The sequence below is a fragment of the Zhongshania sp. R06B22 genome, assembly GCF_040892595.1.
GTDB lineage: Bacteria > Pseudomonadota > Gammaproteobacteria > Pseudomonadales > Spongiibacteraceae > Spongiibacter > Spongiibacter arctica.
This window is the reverse complement of sequence record NZ_JBFRYB010000001.1, coordinates 628,422-646,386: the sequence shown is the minus strand read 5'-3', so window position 1 is coordinate 646,386 and position 17,965 is coordinate 628,422. Positions and strand designations below refer to the sequence as shown.

The 17,965-nt window shown below is 49.4% G+C and carries 14 protein-coding genes; 6 read left to right on the top strand and 8 right to left on the bottom strand.

Annotated elements, in window-relative coordinates; translation table 11 throughout:
• The first annotated feature begins 81 nt into the window (after positions 1-81).
• Positions 82-1,281: an Nramp family divalent metal transporter gene (locus tag AB4875_RS02930; RefSeq protein ID WP_368374548.1), complete on the top strand. Its 1,200-nt coding sequence runs from the start codon at positions 82-84 to the stop codon at positions 1,279-1,281.
• Between the two features lie 50 nt (positions 1,282-1,331).
• On the opposite strand, the gene AB4875_RS02925 is transcribed toward AB4875_RS02930, so the two are convergent.
• From AB4875_RS02925 to AB4875_RS02915, 3 genes are all read right to left on the bottom strand, one after another.
• Complete coding sequence (locus tag AB4875_RS02925) at positions 1,332-1,631, bottom strand: SET domain-containing protein (protein ID WP_368374547.1); 300 nt, start codon at positions 1,629-1,631, stop codon at positions 1,332-1,334.
• A gap of 128 nt (positions 1,632-1,759) precedes the next feature.
• Positions 1,760-2,530 carry a dienelactone hydrolase family protein gene (locus AB4875_RS02920; RefSeq protein ID WP_368374546.1) on the bottom strand — a complete coding sequence of 257 codons (771 nt, stop codon included), beginning with the start codon at positions 2,528-2,530 and terminating at the stop codon, positions 1,760-1,762.
• A 177-nt stretch (positions 2,531-2,707) separates the two neighbouring features.
• Positions 2,708-2,932 carry a hypothetical protein gene (locus AB4875_RS02915; protein ID WP_368374545.1) on the bottom strand — a complete coding sequence of 75 codons (225 nt, stop codon included), beginning with the start codon at positions 2,930-2,932 and terminating at the stop codon, positions 2,708-2,710.
• Between the two features lie 204 nt (positions 2,933-3,136).
• On the opposite strand from AB4875_RS02915, the gene AB4875_RS02910 reads away from it, so the two are divergent.
• Together AB4875_RS02910 and AB4875_RS02905 are read left to right on the top strand one after the other, a co-directional pair.
• A complete protein-coding gene (locus AB4875_RS02910; RefSeq protein ID WP_368374544.1) occupies positions 3,137-4,111 on the top strand; it encodes a class 1 fructose-bisphosphatase in 975 nt (324 codons plus the stop codon).
• Between the two features lie 33 nt (positions 4,112-4,144).
• Complete coding sequence (locus tag AB4875_RS02905) at positions 4,145-4,978, top strand: 23S rRNA (adenine(2030)-N(6))-methyltransferase RlmJ (protein ID WP_368374543.1); 834 nt, start codon at positions 4,145-4,147, stop codon at positions 4,976-4,978.
• Between the two features lie 88 nt (positions 4,979-5,066).
• Here the strand turns inward: AB4875_RS02905 and AB4875_RS02900 are convergent, their stop codons facing one another.
• Together AB4875_RS02900 and AB4875_RS02895 are read right to left on the bottom strand one after the other, a co-directional pair.
• Positions 5,067-6,089, bottom strand: a complete 1,023-nt coding sequence (locus AB4875_RS02900; protein ID WP_368374542.1) for an LLM class F420-dependent oxidoreductase — start codon at positions 6,087-6,089, stop codon at positions 5,067-5,069.
• Positions 6,090-6,379: 290 nt separating this feature from the next.
• On the bottom strand, positions 6,380-7,744 hold the full coding sequence (locus tag AB4875_RS02895; RefSeq protein WP_368374541.1) for a cytochrome P450: 1,365 nt from the start codon (positions 7,742-7,744) through the stop codon (positions 6,380-6,382).
• A gap of 165 nt (positions 7,745-7,909) precedes the next feature.
• Here AB4875_RS02895 and AB4875_RS02890 point away from each other — a divergent pair, with 165 nt between their 5' ends.
• Positions 7,910-8,503, top strand: a complete 594-nt coding sequence (locus AB4875_RS02890) for a TetR/AcrR family transcriptional regulator (RefSeq protein WP_368374540.1) — start codon at positions 7,910-7,912, stop codon at positions 8,501-8,503.
• 1,422 nt (positions 8,504-9,925) lie between these two features.
• Here the strand turns inward: AB4875_RS02890 and AB4875_RS02885 are convergent.
• Positions 9,926-10,801 carry a TIGR03619 family F420-dependent LLM class oxidoreductase gene (locus AB4875_RS02885; protein WP_368374539.1) on the bottom strand — a complete coding sequence of 292 codons (876 nt, stop codon included), beginning with the start codon at positions 10,799-10,801 and terminating at the stop codon, positions 9,926-9,928.
• Positions 10,802-11,238: 437 nt separating this feature from the next.
• Here AB4875_RS02885 and AB4875_RS02880 point away from each other — a divergent pair, with 437 nt between their 5' ends.
• Positions 11,239-12,204, top strand: a complete 966-nt coding sequence (locus AB4875_RS02880) for a ribonuclease Z (protein WP_368374538.1) — start codon at positions 11,239-11,241, stop codon at positions 12,202-12,204.
• A gap of 900 nt (positions 12,205-13,104) precedes the next feature.
• On the opposite strand, the gene galE is transcribed toward AB4875_RS02880, so the two are convergent.
• Positions 13,105-14,124: a UDP-glucose 4-epimerase GalE gene (galE, locus tag AB4875_RS02875; RefSeq protein ID WP_368374537.1), complete on the bottom strand. Its 1,020-nt coding sequence runs from the start codon at positions 14,122-14,124 to the stop codon at positions 13,105-13,107.
• A 1,204-nt stretch (positions 14,125-15,328) separates the two neighbouring features.
• Here galE and AB4875_RS02870 point away from each other — a divergent pair.
• Complete coding sequence (locus AB4875_RS02870; RefSeq protein ID WP_368374536.1) at positions 15,329-15,466, top strand: hypothetical protein; 138 nt, start codon at positions 15,329-15,331, stop codon at positions 15,464-15,466.
• A 633-nt stretch (positions 15,467-16,099) separates the two neighbouring features.
• Here the strand turns inward: AB4875_RS02870 and AB4875_RS02865 are convergent.
• A complete protein-coding gene (locus AB4875_RS02865) occupies positions 16,100-17,443 on the bottom strand; it encodes a UDP-glucose dehydrogenase family protein (RefSeq protein ID WP_368374535.1) in 1,344 nt (447 codons plus the stop codon).
• Between the last annotated feature and the right edge of the window lie 522 nt (positions 17,444-17,965).

Sequence of the window (17,965 nt, the reverse complement as noted above, 5' to 3'; positions counted from 1 at the left end):
AGCAGTATCTTACTATTGGTTTACATTCAGACATAAAGCCCACACGGCAAGGGCACACACTATCCTAACAGGACACTCTGCATGAAACATCTCCGCAGCCTAACCCTAATTGGCCCCGGCTTTGTGGTCGCCGCCACGGGCTTAGGGGCCGGCGATTTAGTGGCGGCTGCGGTGTCTGGCGCACGTCTTGGCACTCAGCTGTTATGGGCCATTGCCTTCGGCGCACTCATTAAACTCGCTCTCAACGAGGGCCTAGCACGCTGGCAACTGAGCAGCGGTAAGACCTTGCTGGCAGGATGGCTAGAGTACCTGCCGCGCTGGATACATTACTATTTTCTGGTCTATCTATTTATTTGGGCATTTTTAGTCGGCGCTGCGCTAATGGCCGCTTGCGGCTTGGCAGCCCATGCACTAATGCCTCAGCTGTCTATCAATAGCTGGGCGTCTCTGCACTCATTGCTCGCCATTGTATTAGTCTTGTTCGGACGCTACTCGCTGTTTGAGCAGGCAATGAAAATTCTCATCCTACTGATGTTTGCCACTGTAATGGCGGCGCTGCTGGCCAGCGATTGGTCAAGTATTGCCAGTGCCTCGTCAACGATAAGCAGCGAGAGCGCACAAGATTTTAGTTTGATCCTTGCCCTTATTGGCGGTGTCGGCGGCAGCGTTACCTTGCTCTGCTACGGCTATTGGATGCGTGAAAAAGGCTGGCACAACACCGATTCACTCAAACTAGCGCGTTTAGATCTACTCATTGCCTACTCGATTACCGCCTTATTTGGCATGGGCATTATGATCCTCGCCGCTCAGTCTGCGCCGGCATCAGAATCGGGCACGCATATATTGTTAGCCATGGCCGATCAGCTTGGAGTCCTACTCAATCCAATCTTTAGAGAGCTGTTTTTAATCGGCGTGTGGGCTGCGGTATTCAGCTCTATGCTGGGTGTTTGGCAGGGCGTGCCATATATTTTCACCGACGCCACTGCACACTGGCGCGGTAAACTAACACGCACCGGGGTAGAGGATAAAGGCTACCGATTGGCCTTGGTGTATATCGCCATACCCCCCATCGCCCTGCTATATATGGGTAAACCGGTTTGGCTGATTATTTTATATTCGGTGACTGGCGCCTTGTTTATGCCATTTTTGGCACTCACTCTGCTCTACTTAAACAACCGGATTATTGCACCCGCTTTACGCTATGGCCTTGTGAGCAATAGCGCGATTGTCATCGCATTGATTGTATTTTCATTTATTGGTGGGCAGTATTTTATCTCATGATGAGTTGTCTAGAAGCTGGCTAGTTCGTCACTACTTAAGCAGGCTTCGGCTTAACTCCACTCATCACCATAATCATGCAAAAGCTCCTCGCCAGCGGCAATATCCCGCAGCGCAACCACACTAAAGTCATCGTAATAAATAACATTCGGATATTTGCTGTGGTTGATGTACTTCAAGCTACAAACCACATCAGCCAAACTACCATCTGGCAGAGTCAGTGTGTGCAAACCTGCCTCACTCACTGGCCGTGTTGCGCAGTTACCCAGCACCGCCCCTGCCACTATGTTTGCACGGGCAAATAATCCCTTGCCATGAATAGCGCTTTTTTGCACCCGGTAGCACTCTGCCATATCTCACCTCGGTCGTTCTAATTACGATAGAAACTAAGAATCATAATAAGAAACAGGTCTTACAAAACAGAGACAAGATGTGATCACCGTCCTGCTGCCTGAATGATTCAAACAACAGGACGTAGCAATCACTGCGCCAACATAGTCATCAGTGCGGCCCAACTGACTTGGTCTGCGTGAGTATCATAGGCCAGTGGCATATCGTATTTTTTACCGAGGGCCGTTGAACCGGGATTTGTAAAACTGTGCATCACGCCGGGGAAACTCAGCAACTCAAAATCTACACCAGCAGCGGTCATCTCTTCGACAAAACCCACCACCTGCGTTACTGGGACCATTGCATCGGCGGCGCCGGTAGCCACTAGCACCTTGGCCTTAATAGTACCCGGCTCTACTTTGGTTTCGGTACCCAATGAGCCGTGGAAACTAGCCACACCGGCAAGATCCAGTCCGCGACGAGCTTGATTTAAGACCACCGCGCCACCGAAACAGTAGCCAATCGCAAATAATTTACTGCTATCGGTTGATGGCTGCTTGCGCAAAATCGCCAAGGCCGCATCAAAGCGCGCATTCATTTTTTCTGGTTCGGCGAGCGCCGCATTCATAAATGACATTGCATCTTTCGGGTGGCTAGTCGACTTACCCGTGCCATACATATCTACCGCTATCGCCGTATAACCCAACTCAGCTAGCTGATGCGCACGCTTGCGCGCGTAATCATTCAAACCCCACCATTCATGAACCACTACCACAGCGGGGGCCGGTTTAGTCGCTGCATTATCGTGATACATCACCGCAGTTCCAAGCTCATTAGGTAACGTAAGCTTTTCTTCAACAACCGCCGCATTTGAAAACGAAGTCGCAAACGCGGTGACAAGTAATAAGGTTAAAAATCTCATTAGAATTTCCTCAAATAACAATCCAGATCATACGGAATATAGCCCCTTAACGATGACAATCAAACACAATAGACCCAAACCCATTCGCTGCGCTCCTCTGGGCACCAAATAGGGATCCGGGATCCATAGACCTCGATTTATAATGAAACGTCATCGACGAAGGTGGTCACCCCACCATCACATCATGTCCCGCTCTATATCTCGCAAACGGCTTGAGTAGTATCGGCAATTTTTCCAGATCCAATCTTCCTTTGCTCGACGCGCCTTTTTCATTGCAGCGCCGCTGGCATAACCCTTTAACTTTTTACCATCGCCAAGTGCTTGTTCAAGCCGCACTGCTTCGATTTTTTTGGCGCGGCAGGCTTCCCAGCTCGCGGCATGAACGCCAGGAATTATAGCCATGCAGCATACCCATAAGATCAGACGGAATTTCATAATGACCTCCTTGTCATAGTTGAAAGTAGCACTTTAACAATAGGCCACTGGCCGCTAATTTGTAAAATTCTCGACCCTATTTCTCAACACCTGCAGCGGTTCGCCTGTCTTATCGCCCGTCTGAATGACATAATAGCGGGCTGTTATCCCGCAAAACGGAATTTTTATTACATGAGCAGAATCGCCCTGCCCCAGTATTTAGCGGATGCCTCAGTGGCAGCCGAGCTCCAATCCATTATTATCGGCTTGGCTGAAGTCAGCGCAGATATCAGCATAGCCTTGGCCAAGGGCGCCCTCGCCGGCATTCTTGGCGCTGCCGGCGCAGAAAATGTGCAGGGCGAAGATCAAAAGAAGTTAGACGTTATTGCTAACGATATGATCAAAGACGCACTTGCGGCTTTACCCGCTGTGCGTGGCCTTGCCTCTGAAGAAGAAACTGACGTTGTACCCTGCCACACCAGCGGCAGCTTCTTAGTTACATTTGACCCCTTAGACGGCTCATCAAATATCGATATCAACAGCATGGTCGGCACTATTTTTTCAGTGCTTCCACACACCGGCGACGCAACGGTTACTGAACAAGATTTCCTGCAACCGGGTCGCAATCAAAGTGCAGCGGGCTATGTATTATATGGACCCTCTGTGATGCTGGTGCTAAGTACTGGCAATGGCGTGGTGATGTTTACCTTGGATCAAGATACCGGCAGCTACCTGCTCACCGAATCTGACGTTAATATTCCTGCTGAAGCCAAAGAATTCTCGATCAATATGTCCAACCAGCGCCATTGGCTTGCGCCCATGCAGACTTACATCTCCGATCTGATTGCAGGTAAAGACGGGCCTCGCGGCAAGGACTTTAATATGCGCTGGGTAGCCGCTATGGTCGCAGACGTACACCGTATTTTGTGTCGCGGTGGTTTGTTCACCTACCCCTGGGACAGTCGCAAACCTGAGCAAGCCGGTAAGCTGCGTCTTATGTATGAAGCTAATCCAATGGGCTTTTTGGTAGAGCAAGCTGGCGGCGAAGTTTGGACCCCAGACGGTAAGATTCTCGATATCCAACCAGAACATATCCACCAACGCGTTCCCGTTATTTTGGGCGCTGCCAATGAAGTCGCGCTATGCGTCGACTATCACCAGCGCTGAGACCACTCAGCGCCAATACCGGAATATACGGCAATGCTTAGTTATCGCCACGGTTTTCACGCCGGCAATCACGCCGATGTGTTAAAGCACGTGGTCGAGGTACTTATCCTCGACTACCTTATTCAAAAGCCCACCGCGCTTTCTTATATAGACACCCACGCTGGGGCTGGCTTTTATCACTTTGCCAGTGCCTTCAGCGCCCAAAACCGTGAGTTTGAAACCGGCATTGCTAAACTGCGCAATGCCGATAGCGAGCTTCCAGCACCACTAAAGCGATACTTAGAAATCATTGATGCCTGCTGCGCCAATGAGGCTGCGGGCTATCCTGGCTCGCCCGCAATTGCGCTCGCCATGCTGCGCAACCAAGACAAGGCCCAGCTATTTGAACTACACCCCAACGATCACCAAAACTTAAGTAAACGCTTTAAAGATCGTGCCCGCATTCACGACAGCGATGGCTTTGCTGGCTTGAAGGGTTTACTACCGCCACCGAGCAAACGCGCATTGGTATTAATCGATCCGCCATACGAAGATAAAAACGACTATCGCAATGTAATTAACGCCTTAAAAGATAGCCAACGCCGCTTTCCGAAAGGGGTGTATGCAATCTGGTATCCGCTTATTCCCAGAGATGAATCTAAGGATCTAGGCCGTCGCCTCAGAGGCTTATCATCAGATAATTACCTGCACGCCCAGCTCTGTGTTCAAGCCGAACAAGGCAGCCACGGCATGTATGGCAGCGCCATGTTTGTCATCAATCCGCCTTGGCAGCTTAAAGAGCAGATGCAAGAAATTATGCCGGTCTTACAAACCCTGCTGGCAAATGATCAAAGCAAACCTTTCGAGCTCAACGCCGTTATTGCCTAATTCACTTTCCGCTGCACATAAAAAAAGCCCATCAATAATTTGATGGACTTTTAAAGCTCGCATTAAGCGCTTATGCCGAGCACTGCACTTAAACCACTTCGTTGGCAATAAACTCCATCGTTTTAATCGACGTATCAAAGTGATCGCTATGACCAATCATCAAGGTTGTTACGCCCGACTTTTTCCAATCCTGTAGACGCTCTCTAATCCGCTCCTTGGGACCAAGCAATGAGATTTCATCGACCAGGGCATCGGGTACCGCCTTAATTGCCTCGTCGTGCTTGCCGTCGTACCACAAGTCTTGCACTTTCTCGGCCTCATCGCCAAAGCCCATTCGGCCCATGAGGTTTTTATGGAAGTTGTCGTGCCGTGCGCCCATGCCACCCAAGTACAGAGCCATGGTCATTTTTCCCGGGTACATGGCCTCTTCGAGATTGTCGTTAACAATGCAATTCACCATCGCGTTAATTTCAAAATCATCGGGCTTATTGGCGAGACTGTCGTCAAAAATATTCAAGCGGTAAGGCGATACAAAAATCGGCATCCAACCATCAAATTTTTCCGCCGCCAAGGCAATATTTTTTGGCCCCTCGGCACCCAGAAATACCGGGATCTTTTTACGTAGGGGATGAGTAATACTTTTTAGTGGCTTGCCCAGACCCAGGTTATTTGGACCTTGATAGGGTAAGTTATATTGGCTGCCTTGAAACTCTACCGGCGCTTCTCTCGCCACGACTTGCTGAAAAATTTCCAACCATTCGCGGGTACGCTCAAGCGGACGCTTAAACTGCTGGCCGTACCAACCCTCTACGACCTGCGGCCCAGAAACACCCACGCCCAAGCACAGGCGACCATTAGATATGTGATCCAAGGTCATGGCTGTCATCGCTGCACACGCTGGTGAGCGGGCAGATAACTGCATCACCCCGGTACACAGACGAATCTTACTCGTTGTCGCCGCAATTGCAGCCAATGGCGTAAAGCAGTCTGAGCCGTAGGCCTCTGCGGTAAATACCGAATCGAAACCCATATTCTCGGCAGCTTGAGCCAATTCTATAAAACGGTCTGTTGGCTGTTTTTGCCAGTATCCAAGATGTAGTCCGAGTTTCATGCTAAATCCTCTTTATTATTCCTGTGACGCTGCAAAGATTATACGGGGCCGATAGCACTGTAACGGTGACATCTCCGCTCAAATATCATCATTAGGGAGTGACGAAAAAGCTCATCGCGTGTTTACTAAAATAGCGGGGACGGGCAAGAGCATTCGCATGCTCTAAGCTGAATACCGGATGGGATAGGGTCTAACGGCAGGTTTGGCGCGTATGCGCGGAGGTGAAGCACTCCCCAGCCGAGATCCCGAACTAGTCGGGGACCTCAGCCTTAGGGGCGTTGCGGCCTACTTCAAGCTAAGCGCTTTACCACAATCGGCAAGTCATCCATTGGCTTTGGCAGGGGTACAGTTTGCATTTTAGTGCTGAAATTATCCGCCAAACGGAATTCATACTGACGTAAAAACTGATGCATAAAGTTTTTCACCTGCATCAACGCAAAGTGCATACCGATACATTTATGCGCGCCGCCACCGAAGCCAACAAAGCTAAAGGTATGACGCTTGTGCTCATTGCGCGGCTCTAACCAACGGTCAAGATCGAATTTTTCTGGCTGATCCCAATACTCAGCCATGCGATGGTTGTGCTGCGGCGCCATAAATAAAATGGTGTTTGCTGGTATTTTGTAACCGCCCAACTCGCAATCATTAATAGTGCGGCGCTGCATCATCATTACCGAAGGATGTAAACGCTGCGCCTCTTTAACCGCAATTTCCATCAAAGGCATTTTTTCTAAATCTTCGTACTCTAAGAACGGCTTATCTATCGCCATTGCTTCGTCACGCAAACGCTGCTGTAACTCTGGGTTTTGACCCAGATAAAAGAGGATGTGGCTCAATGCACTAGTAGTCGTGTCATGAGCAGCAAACAGCAAAAAGCTCATATGCGCGATGATGTCATCATCAGAGAAATATTCGCCGTCTTCGGTTTTTTCACGAGTGAAGAAACTGAAGGTATCTGTGCCATCACCAGCACGACGCTCTTCAATTAAGCTACCGAAAAACTCTTTAAGATAACGCTCACCAATTTTGCCCTTGCGGTACTTAGTGCCGGGGATTTCCTTAGTGATAAGGCCCATCAAGCCATTGGCAATATCTAAGAATGCCTTGTTTAATTTGGCTGCCCGTTCATCGCTCTCTTCCAGACCAACAAAAATCTTCGCGGCCACATCTAACAGTATTTGCTTTATCGCAGGGAAAAACAGTAACTTACCGTCGCCGTCGCCCCAGTCGGCAATACCTTCGCCGATTATCGGCCCCATGGTGCCGATATAGCCTTTCATTGCATCGTTCTTAAAGGCGGACTGCATCATGCGACGCTGAAATTTATGCTCTTCGTGATCACGCAGTAACAAGGCGCCTTTATAGAAGCGGCCCAAAGACCCCATATAGCCCATTTCGGCAGAGAAGTTTTTATCTTTATCTAGGTAGACCTGTTTATATAAATCAGGCCCAACCAATAGCGCACCGCGAAATCCCGCCAAACCAAAACGACTAACGTTGCCGTATTTCTTGTATTGATTGTCGATCGTGCCATACAGATCGTTAACTAGCTGAAACGTCTGGCCAATAATAGGGATGCCGAAGGAACCTGGAATATGGTCCAAGTTGGTGTTGTTTTTGGCTAATTTGTATTCAGGGTTAACTGTAGTGGTCATGATCGGCCCTCCAAGCGGGGTTCGATGAACTTGTTATTTTCACCAATCATAGGCTTGGACAACATACATATCAAGCGTCCGATATGAAACTTTAGTCATCTTCGGTATATTAACGTCCTATAATCGCATCACGCTGACCCGATAAATGAACACAAGGTAAGAAAATTGAGGAAAGTAGACCACGACAGCCGCCGCGAAGAAGTGGCTGGCGCAGCAGCAAGCCTAATCGCAAATAGAGGTTTGGAAGCACTAACTACGCGCGCATTAGCCAAAGAGCTGGGCTGCTCTATCGGCGTGCTGTCGCACTACTTCAGCAGCAAAGAAGAAATCGTGATTGCCGCCTTTCGCTGGGCAGACCAACGTATAGACCTGCGGATGCAGGAAGCAATCGCCGACGACAGCCCAAATATAGAGTCGTTTTTCCCCGTGATTAAAGCCGGTCTGCCGCTGGATGCGGAGTCAGACCTAGAGTGGCGTGTGCGCCTAAATCTACAGACTTTTGCGCTAACTCACGGTGATAGCTTGCAGGCCGAGCGCGAAAAAAATAAGCAGTTCAGAGACTTAATGACCATTATGATTGCCGGCATGCAGGCCAAAGGACATGTCACCAAACAGCTAAGCGCTGAGGAGATCACCAGCGTCGCCTTCGACCTAGTCAACGGAATGGCCAAAAATCTACTAATGTGCCCCTTTGAAGAACGCGAAGAAAAAGCTGAATATCTGTTTAAGCTGATCGAGCTGCTAAAACAGCCGGCCTAAGCGAAAAGCATTCGCTGCGCTCACATGGATACGCGATCGGAGTCGGGTATGACAGTGGGTTTTATCGAGCTCGACTCCAGACCGCTGCTCTAGAGAGTTGTTTTAACTCTGCCCCAGACTGTTGCTCTACCTCTAATACAGACCGTTGTTGTACCTGCACTCGCACACAAACCCACCAATCGTCATCCCCGGCTTGATCGGGGATCCATAAACCCCGGACTTTGGGTAACTCCATACTCATTATCACGGAAAGCATTCGCTGCGCTCACATGGATACCCGATCGGAGTCGAGTATGACGAAGTTTTTACTCTCCACTGAATTTGACCGTCATCCCCGGCTTGACCGGGGATCCATAGACCTCGGGCTTTTGGCAATTCCGTACTCATCATCACGGCACGTAATCGCTACGCTCACATGGATACCCGATCGGGGTCGGGTATGACGAAGTTTTTACTCTCTCCTGAATTCGACCGTCATCCCCGGCCCGACCGGGGATCCATAAACCTCGGACTTTGGGTAATTACGCACTCATTATCACGGCAAGCATTCGCTGCGCTCACATGGATACCCGATCGGGGTCGGGTATGACGGCGGGTTTTATCTACCCCTACTGCAGACCGTCGCTCTATCTGCACTCGCACACAAACCCACCAACCGTCATCCCCGGCTTGATCGGGGATCCATAAACCTCGGACTTTGAGTAACTCCGCACTCATCATCATGGCAAGCATTCGCTGCGCTCACATGGATACCCGATCGGGGTCGGGTATGACGAAGTTTTTACTCTTCACTGGATTTGACCGTCATCCCCGGCTCGATCGGGGATCCATAGACCTCGGACTATAGGCAATTCCGAACTCATCATCACGGCAAGCATTCGCTACGCTCGCATGGATACCCGATCGGGGTCGGGTATGACAAAGTTTTTACTCTCCCCTGAATTCGACCGTCATCCCCGCCTTGACCGGGGATCCATAAACCTCAGACTTTGGGTAACTCCGTACTCATCATCACGGCAAGCATTCGCTGCGCTCATCTGGATACCCGATCGGGGTCGGGTATGACAGTGGGTTTTATCGAGTTCGACTCCAGACCGTTGTTCTAGCTCTGTTGCAGACCGCTGCTCTAAATCGGCTAAAGGCTGTTGATCTGCCACTTATACAGAACGTTGCTCTACCTGCACTCGCACATAAACCCACCAACCGTCATCCCCGGCTCGATCGGGGATCCATAAACCTCGGGCTTTGGGGAATTCCGCACTCATCATCACGGCAAGCATTCGCTGCGCTCACATGGATACCCGATCGGGGTCGGGTATGACAGTGGGTTTTATCTATGTCCACCAAAGCTAGGGTGTTACCGTGGCGCGAATATATACGTCCCATCACAATTAGATAAGACGCACTAGCCATAGCAATCGCTTATCGAGACTTGGCAATGACCTCGTTCGAATACCAGCTCAGCATGCCCACTTTCTCTTCCACCGTCTTATCATCGGCTTCAGATGCGTAAACATCACGGAAGGCAACCAGCACCTCATCAATACCAATGTCTTCAAGGCGCTTTATGCCGTCTGCAGAGTAGGCCTCAGCCGTCATGGCATGGAATTCAAAGGGCAAATGATCACGGCCATACTCTTTACGAAACTCGTTAATCTGATCAACCATTTCCTTGATGGAGTCCAAATCGCCGCCGGCGGCGATCCAGCCATCACCTAAACGCGCGGCGCGGCGCAGCGCAGGTTTTGAATGTCCACCAACCAAAATCGGTGGTCGCACAGTTGGCACCGGACAAATTTTAATCTCAGGCATCTCAAACATCGCGCCCTTATAGCCAAAGTACTCGCCACTCATTAAACCGTTAATGATCTCGATCATTTCGTCCATACGCTTGCCGCGCTTGTCCCACGCAACATTCGTCACCTCAAAATCTTCTGACCACGGGCTAATACCAACACCATAGCCAAAGCGATTTCCTGTAAGAATAGCCAGAGTAGACAAAGACTTAGCAATCAAAGCCGGCTCGTGAACGGCAAGTTTATGTACCGAGGTAGTAAAGCGCACATTACTGGTCAGCGCAGCCAAGTGAGCGGTCAGTAAAAAGGGCTCCATAAACGGCACACCATCTAAAAATTCGCGGCTGCCGTCACTGTTATACGGATATTTAGAGCTACCCTCTTTGGGGTAACAAATACTGTCAGGCATCGTAATGGTATCGAAGCCTAACTTCTCTGCCTCCAAGGTCAGCGGAATATATTGCTCACTGGGGCACATACTGTGGTGATACGCGAATTTCATTGCTACGTCCTTTCCCGGCATTATTGTTTTGGTGTTTGATCAAGACATACGCTCGCAAGCGATGATTGGTTGACAATAATACAAACCAAAACCCGCCGCCTCATCCGAATGGCGCAGCGAGTTCAAGAAATCAGACCACTGTAGAAAGACTGCGGTAAAGGCATTCCCTCGCGCTCACCTGGATACCCGATCGGAGTCGGGTATGACGGGCCATGTGCTAGGCAATCCAACTGTCATCCCCGACCTGATCGGGGATCCATAGACCTCGGGCTTTGACTAACACTCACTTAGGTAGCGACGATATGACTTAATTGCCGCCACCACCAATGAAGTACCCAGAAAATACAAATAGTCAGCCACGCCAAACAGGCACATTTATGTAAAATAGACCACAATGTCATCATGAATCTTATTTACGATATGAATATACTCAGCTTATGCGTTTTACTTTCTTAGGCACCAGCGCCGGCACGCCAACCGTTAGTCGCAATGTCACCGCACTCGCGCTGGCAATTGAAGACCATCGCGAGTGGTATTTATTCGACTGCGGCGAAGGCACACAGCATCGCGTATTAAAAAGTCGCTACTCATCCGCTAAACTTAAAACCATTTTTATTACTCACGTACATGGCGATCACTGCTACGGTCTGCCGGGCCTGATTGCCAGTGCAAATATGAGTGGCCGCACAGCGCCTCTCACCGTCTGCGCCCCCGATGGTATTGAGCAATATGTACGAAACACCTTCGCCTACACCGACGTACATAATTTACGATTCCCCCTCAACTTTGTGCGCTCGGACCAGGACGACTTCCACTATGACGACGGCCACATCTCGGTTGACGCGATAGCCATGTCACACCGAGTACCCTGCTTCGCCTATCACGTTACCGAAAAACCGCCGTATCATATTAATGAAAGTGTTTTGGATTCTCTCGACATTCCGCGCGGCCCACTATGGCACGAATTACAATTAGGGAACGACGTTACTCTTGAAAACGGCGATGTTGTTCGAGCCGAACACGTTCGCAATGTCGCGTGGCCACCTCGCAGTGCCGTCATCGGTGGTGACAATGACAAACCGGATTTACTGTTAGAGACTTTAAAGAAGAGTGACCTACTAATTCACGAGGCCACTTTCACAGAAGACGTGCTCGCCCGCGTCGGCCCACAATATATGCATAGCACTGCAGCGATGGTCGCCAAAACAGCAGCCGATGCAGAACTAAAGCACCTTATACTTACCCACTTTAGCCAACGTTACCGAGCAGAAAAAAGCACCAAAGAACATACCGTGAAGGACCTATACGACGAAGCGCAGAATTATTATCAAGGGAATTTGCAGCTGGCTGAGGATTTACAAAGCTATCAATTAGAAAAAGATAAAACCTTAAATAAGATATAACATTCAAAGCATTCGCTTCGCTCACATGGATCCCCGATCGGGGTCGGGGATGACGGCAGGTTTTATCGAGCTCTGCTCCAGACTGTTGTTCCACCCCTGCTCCAGACCACTGTTCTAACTCTGCTAAAGGCCACAGCTCTACCTGCACTCGCACACAAACCCACCAACCGTCATCCCCAACTTGATTGGGGATCCATAACCTCGGGCTTGGTGTTACTGCATATTCCGCAAGGATCCAAAGCATTCGCTTACGCTCACATGGATCCCCGATCGGGGTCGGGGATGACAGAGGTTTTAGCGAAGCCAGGGGCGAGTCTTGAGTCCTGAGTCCTGGGTCTTGGGTCTTGGGTATCCGTAACTTTAAAACGGCATATACTCAACGTCGCGCTATATCCTCTCTGCCAACGTCATCTGGGATCCATAGCCCTCGGGCTTTGTGTTACTGCATATTCCGGAAAGATCCAAAGCATTCGCTTACCCTCACGCGGATCCCCGATCGGGGTCGGGGATGACAGAGGTTTTAGCGAAGCCAGGGGCGAGTCTTGAGTCTTGAGTCCTGAGCCTTGGGTCTTGGGTCTTGGGTATACGGAGCGTTGATACGGCATATACTCAAAATCACGCGCTATGTCGTCCTACCGGCACACGTCATCCCCAGCTTGACTGGGGATCCATAAGCCTCGGGCTTTGTGTTACTGCATATTCCTGATGGATCCAAGGCATTCGCCTCGCTCACCTAGATCCCCAATCGGGGTTGGGGATGACGAAAGTATTAAGCCGCTCGCACTATCTCCGCCAGACATAATATAAATAAAGAATGACGGACTAGCTTAGCAACACCCCCAACCTAGACACCCATCAGAATCTATTTTCATAAAAACTAAGCGCGACAATGCTAGGACTTTACTCCCCACCATAACCGTCAGGATTTCCGCTTTGCCAGCGCCATGTGTCCGCCATCATTTGCTCGAGCGAACTTCCAGCAACCCAATTTAACTCATGCTTTGCTTTATCTGCATTCGCCCAAAATGCCGGTAAATCACCGCTACGGCGTTGAGCTATTTTATATGGCACCCGCTGCTCAGTAACGGACTCAAATGCCTTAACCATATCCAATACAGAGACTCCCTGACCCGTGCCTAAATTAAACGCATGCAAGCCCGGTTTCTCCAAAGACAGCAAGGACCGACAATGACCTACAGCTAAATCCACTACATGCAAATAATCGCGTACGCAAGTGCCATCAGGCGTCTCGTAGTCACCACCAAAGATTGATAGCTCGGCTAATTTACCAACGGCAACACGGCTTATAAAAGGCATTAGATTATTTGGAATTCCCAAGGGATCCTCGCCAATCAAGCCAGAGGAATGCGCACCTATGGGGTTAAAATACCGCAAGGCAGCTACCGCCCAGCGCGAATCAGACACACATAAATCAGCCAGCACACGCTCGGCCATCGCCTTAGACGCACCATAGGGACTAGAGGGTTGCCCTAGAGGCATAGACTCTTCATAAGGCACCGGCGCATCAGGACCGTAAACTGTCGCCGAAGAGCTAAACACCAGTTTAAAAACGCCCGCATCAGCCATGGCCTGACACAAGACCATCGTGCCATGGACATTGTTATCGTAGTAACGAAGTGGTTGCTCGACGCTCTCACCAACCGCTTTTAAACCTGCAAAATGAATAACCGCATCAATACTATGCTGGGAGAATACTGCCGCTAAAGCGTCGGCATCACGTATATCCGCTTTAACAAAAACCGGGGGAATACCAGAGATATTCTCAATCCGCTCAAGGACCGCAGGATTACTATTCTCAAGATTATCGACAATAACAACCCCATAACCCGCCGCCTGTAATTCGACGACGGTATGGCTACCGATATACCCAGCGCCACCAGTGACGAGAATTGACTTCATGTGCGATACCCAATAAATAAACAGGTATTCTAAAGCAAATGAGGCCGAATTTATAACTTAGCTATAGAATCGCTAGCTATCCGGATGCGCCGACTACTCCATAACTTAAGACAAATCAGCATAGCTCCAAATCACTACGGATTAGACTCAGGCAAATATTTAACAAACATATCAAGCTCCCAAACCGGCATCCTTGCGACCGTGAGGATCCATAGGCAATGGGCTTTGAAATACTCGGGGCTCCCAACAACTAATAAAGCCATTCACATCAAATAAGACCTAAACTATGTGTCGGCGAAAGGTATGTGGGAAATTTAAAACTGGCTAAAACTCTACTCCATTACAGAGTAAAAAAGACCGGAGAGTAAAAAAAGGTGGCAGGAACGCCTTGAGATCTATTCATGTACATAGTCCTTTACGCATGACCGTTCCTTGGTCAGCGTCCCTGCCAAGTGCTCTTCCTGAGCAATTTTAAGTTTAACGTCGATAACGCTAAATGCAAATTAAATATCTCGATAGCGCGACCATCATCGCAAGGCAACTATATTTATTTAATAATTTTAAGTAACACAACATTAACTAAAAACTAGCATAAACTCTCGTTTAAGCTCATATAGATACCGGATCGGCCTCCGGCATAGAAGTAATATAGAAAAGATTATTTGTCCGCTCCGGATATAATCATTGCCCCAACCAGCACCACATTACACTTATATTTCAGTGACTTAACTTCGCCATGCAATTAGTGCTTTAAGCTCCCTAGCCGTCACTCATGCAGACGCGAGCCCCCATATACCTCGAACGTTGAACCCCAGTAAACTCCGAACGACTAACAGAACCATTCACTACGCTCACATGGATACCCGATCGAGGTCGGGTATGACGAAGTTTTTACTCTTCACTGAATTTGACCGTCATCCCCGGCTTGATCGGGGATCCATAGACCTCGGACTATTGGCAATTCCGCAGTCATCATTATGGGAAGTATTCGCTGCGCTCACATGGATACCCTATCGGGGTCGAGTATGACAGCAGGTTTTATCCAGTTCCGTTCCAGTCTGCTCTACCCCAGCTACAGAGGTTGCCCTAACTCGGATACAGACCGTTGTTTTAACTCAGCTAAAGACCGTTGCTCTACCTGCACTCGCACATAGCCCACCAACCGTCATCCCCGGCTTGATCGGGGATCCATAGACCTCGGACTATGGGCAATTCCGAACTCATCATCACTGCAGGCATTCGCTGCGCTCATATGGATACCCGATCGGTGTCGGGTATGACCGCAGGTTTTATCGAGCTCTGCTCCAAGCTGCTACATGCCTGTCACAGACCGTTGTTTTAACTCAGCTAAAGACTGTTGCTCTACCTGCACTCGCACCTAAACCCACCAACCGTCATCCCCGGCTTGATCGGGGATCCATAGACCTCGGACTATGGGCAATTCCGCGCTCATCATCATGGGAAGTATTCGCTGCGCTCATATGGATACCCGATCGGAGTCGGGTATGACCGCAGGTTTTATCGAGCTCTGCTCCAGACCGTTGTTCTAGCTCTGTTGCAGACCGCTGCTCTAAGTCGGCTACAGGCTGTTGATCTGCCACTTATACAGAACGTTGCTCTACCAGCACTCGCACATAAACCCACCAACCGTCATCCCCGGCTTGATCGGGGATCCATAAACCTCAGGCTATGGGCTATTCCGAACTCATCATCACGGCAAGTATTCGCTGCGCTCACATGGATACCCGATCGTTCTCGGGTATGACGATAGAAGGATTGGAGCCCCAGCGGGGAAGGATTGTCACCAGAATACTCAGGGGTCATTAGGAAAAGCACACCTTGCCGCAACACTAGGTGGGGAAACACATTACTCCAGTATCCGCTCTTTCATCCCCGACGTGATCGGGGATCCAAATACCGCCGGTGCTGAATAAACACCTTATTACCTAAACCACCTAATCATGACTACATCGCACTATGAAAAGCTCAACACACTGCGCCCACGGCCAATGCCGTAATAGGCTATACCCTGCTGCTCCAACATTGCTGGATCGTACAAATTACGACCGTCAAAAATGACTGCATGGCTTAAACGCTCTTTCACCAAATCAAAATCAGGCGCCTTAAACGCATTCCATTCTGTACACACAACCAAAGCATCAGCAGCATTCAATGCCGACTCTTTAGTACCCATCAACGTTAAATCAGAGCGCGTACCATAAATACGTTGAGCCTCATTCATCGCCTCCGGATCATAAGCCTGAACCACCGCACCTGCAGCCCACAAACTTTCCATCAGTACGCGACTTGAGGCATCACGCATGTCATCGGTATTAGGCTTAAACGACAAACCCCACAGCGCTATTTTCTTGCCAAGTAAATCACCACCAAAATATGCCTGAATATGCGTAAACAACTTTTCTTTTTGACGACTATTCACTGCCTCAACAGATTTTAGTAACTCTGGCACATAACCGACTTTCTCAGCGGTACGCACCAAGGCCTGAACATCTTTGGGAAAACAAGAACCGCCATAACCACAGCCAGGATAAATAAAGTGGTAGCCAATCCTCGGATCAGAACCAATCCCCTGACGCACTTTCTCAATATCGGCGCCCAACTTTTCCGCCAAATTAGCCATCTCATTCATGAAACTAATCTTGGTCGCCAACATGCAATTGGCCGCATACTTTGTCAGCTCTGCAGAGCGCACATCCATCACAATTAACTTTTCATGATTGCGATTAAAGGGAGCGTACAACTCACGCATCTTACTTTCTACAGCAGGGCTATCTGTACCAATAACGATCCGATCAGGTCGCTGACAATCCGCAACCGCAGCACCCTCCTTTAAAAATTCCGGGTTAGACACAACATCAAAGCCAAGATCAAGCCCTCGCTCCTTCAATACAGTACTGACACAAGCCCCCACCTTATCTGCAGTCCCCACCGGCACAGTGGATTTATCCACAATAATCTTAGGCGTAACCATATACGTCGCAATCGTCTTAGCCACCGCCAACACATACTGCAAATCCGCAGAGCCGTCTTCATCGGGTGGCGTTCCCACCGCAATAAACTGAATGCGCCCGTGCTTCACACCAAGCTCAGCATCAGTTGTAAACTGCAAACGACCTGCGTCAAAATTCCGCTGCACCAAGGGCGTTAGGCCCGGCTCATAAATCGGAATAATGCCCTTTTTTAAATTCTCGACCCGCTCAACATTTACATCCACACAAACAACGTCATGCCCCACCTCAGCCAACACTGCCGCCTGAACGAGGCCAACGTAGCCAATACCGAAAACCGTGACTCTCATAAAACAGTCTCGCAAATCAAATTATGTTTAGGAGGGAGATTCTAGCACGTGAAAAAGGCGGGTCGTGGAAAAACAAAATACATTCACTTCGTTAACATGGGTACCCGATCAGGGCCGGGTATGACGGGGATATTTCCGGTCGCGCTCCCATTCTGTCATCCTCAACTAGATTGAGGATCCATAAACCTCGAGCTTTGCGCCGCTATGTGCTCCAAAGCTAAGTGCATTCGCTCCGCTCACATGGATACCCGAATCGGGGCCGGGTATGACGGCCACTTTTCCCCCCGGACTTTTATTCAGTCATCCTCAACTCGATTGAGGATCCATAGGCCTCGGGCTTTGCGCCACTATGCACTCCACTAAAACCAAAAGCCTTCGCTTCGCTCACGTGGATACCCGATCGGGGTCGAGTATGACGGCAATATTCCTTCCCCCTCCTCAACTGTCATCCTTACGAACGCAAGGATTCATATACCTCTCACTCTGGGCAAAACAGAACTTTCAAATAGGATATCTGCCACA

What these genes read in the sequence shown, in the direction of transcription:
- AB4875_RS02930 (WP_368374548.1), top strand. Translation starts at nt 82, where the DNA reads ATGAAACATCTCCGCAGCCTAACCCTAATTGGCCCCGGCTTTGTGGTC.
- AB4875_RS02925 (WP_368374547.1), bottom strand. Translation starts at nt 1,631, where the DNA reads ATGGCAGAGTGCTACCGGGTGCAAAAAAGCGCTATTCATGGCAAGGGA.
- AB4875_RS02920 (WP_368374546.1), bottom strand. Translation starts at nt 2,530, where the DNA reads ATGAGATTTTTAACCTTATTACTTGTCACCGCGTTTGCGACTTCGTTT.
- AB4875_RS02915 (WP_368374545.1), bottom strand. Translation starts at nt 2,932, where the DNA reads ATGGCTATAATTCCTGGCGTTCATGCCGCGAGCTGGGAAGCCTGCCGC.
- AB4875_RS02910 (WP_368374544.1), top strand. Translation starts at nt 3,137, where the DNA reads ATGAGCAGAATCGCCCTGCCCCAGTATTTAGCGGATGCCTCAGTGGCA.
- AB4875_RS02905 (WP_368374543.1), top strand. Translation starts at nt 4,145, where the DNA reads ATGCTTAGTTATCGCCACGGTTTTCACGCCGGCAATCACGCCGATGTG.
- AB4875_RS02900 (WP_368374542.1), bottom strand. Translation starts at nt 6,089, where the DNA reads ATGAAACTCGGACTACATCTTGGATACTGGCAAAAACAGCCAACAGAC.
- AB4875_RS02895 (WP_368374541.1), bottom strand. Translation starts at nt 7,744, where the DNA reads ATGACCACTACAGTTAACCCTGAATACAAATTAGCCAAAAACAACACC.
- AB4875_RS02885 (WP_368374539.1), bottom strand. Translation starts at nt 10,801, where the DNA reads ATGAAATTCGCGTATCACCACAGTATGTGCCCCAGTGAGCAATATATT.
- AB4875_RS02880 (WP_368374538.1), top strand. Translation starts at nt 11,239, where the DNA reads ATGCGTTTTACTTTCTTAGGCACCAGCGCCGGCACGCCAACCGTTAGT.
- galE (WP_368374537.1), bottom strand. Translation starts at nt 14,124, where the DNA reads ATGAAGTCAATTCTCGTCACTGGTGGCGCTGGGTATATCGGTAGCCAT.
- AB4875_RS02870 (WP_368374536.1), top strand. Translation starts at nt 15,329, where the DNA reads ATGGGCAATTCCGAACTCATCATCACTGCAGGCATTCGCTGCGCTCAT.
- AB4875_RS02865 (WP_368374535.1), bottom strand. Translation starts at nt 17,443, where the DNA reads ATGAGAGTCACGGTTTTCGGTATTGGCTACGTTGGCCTCGTTCAGGCG.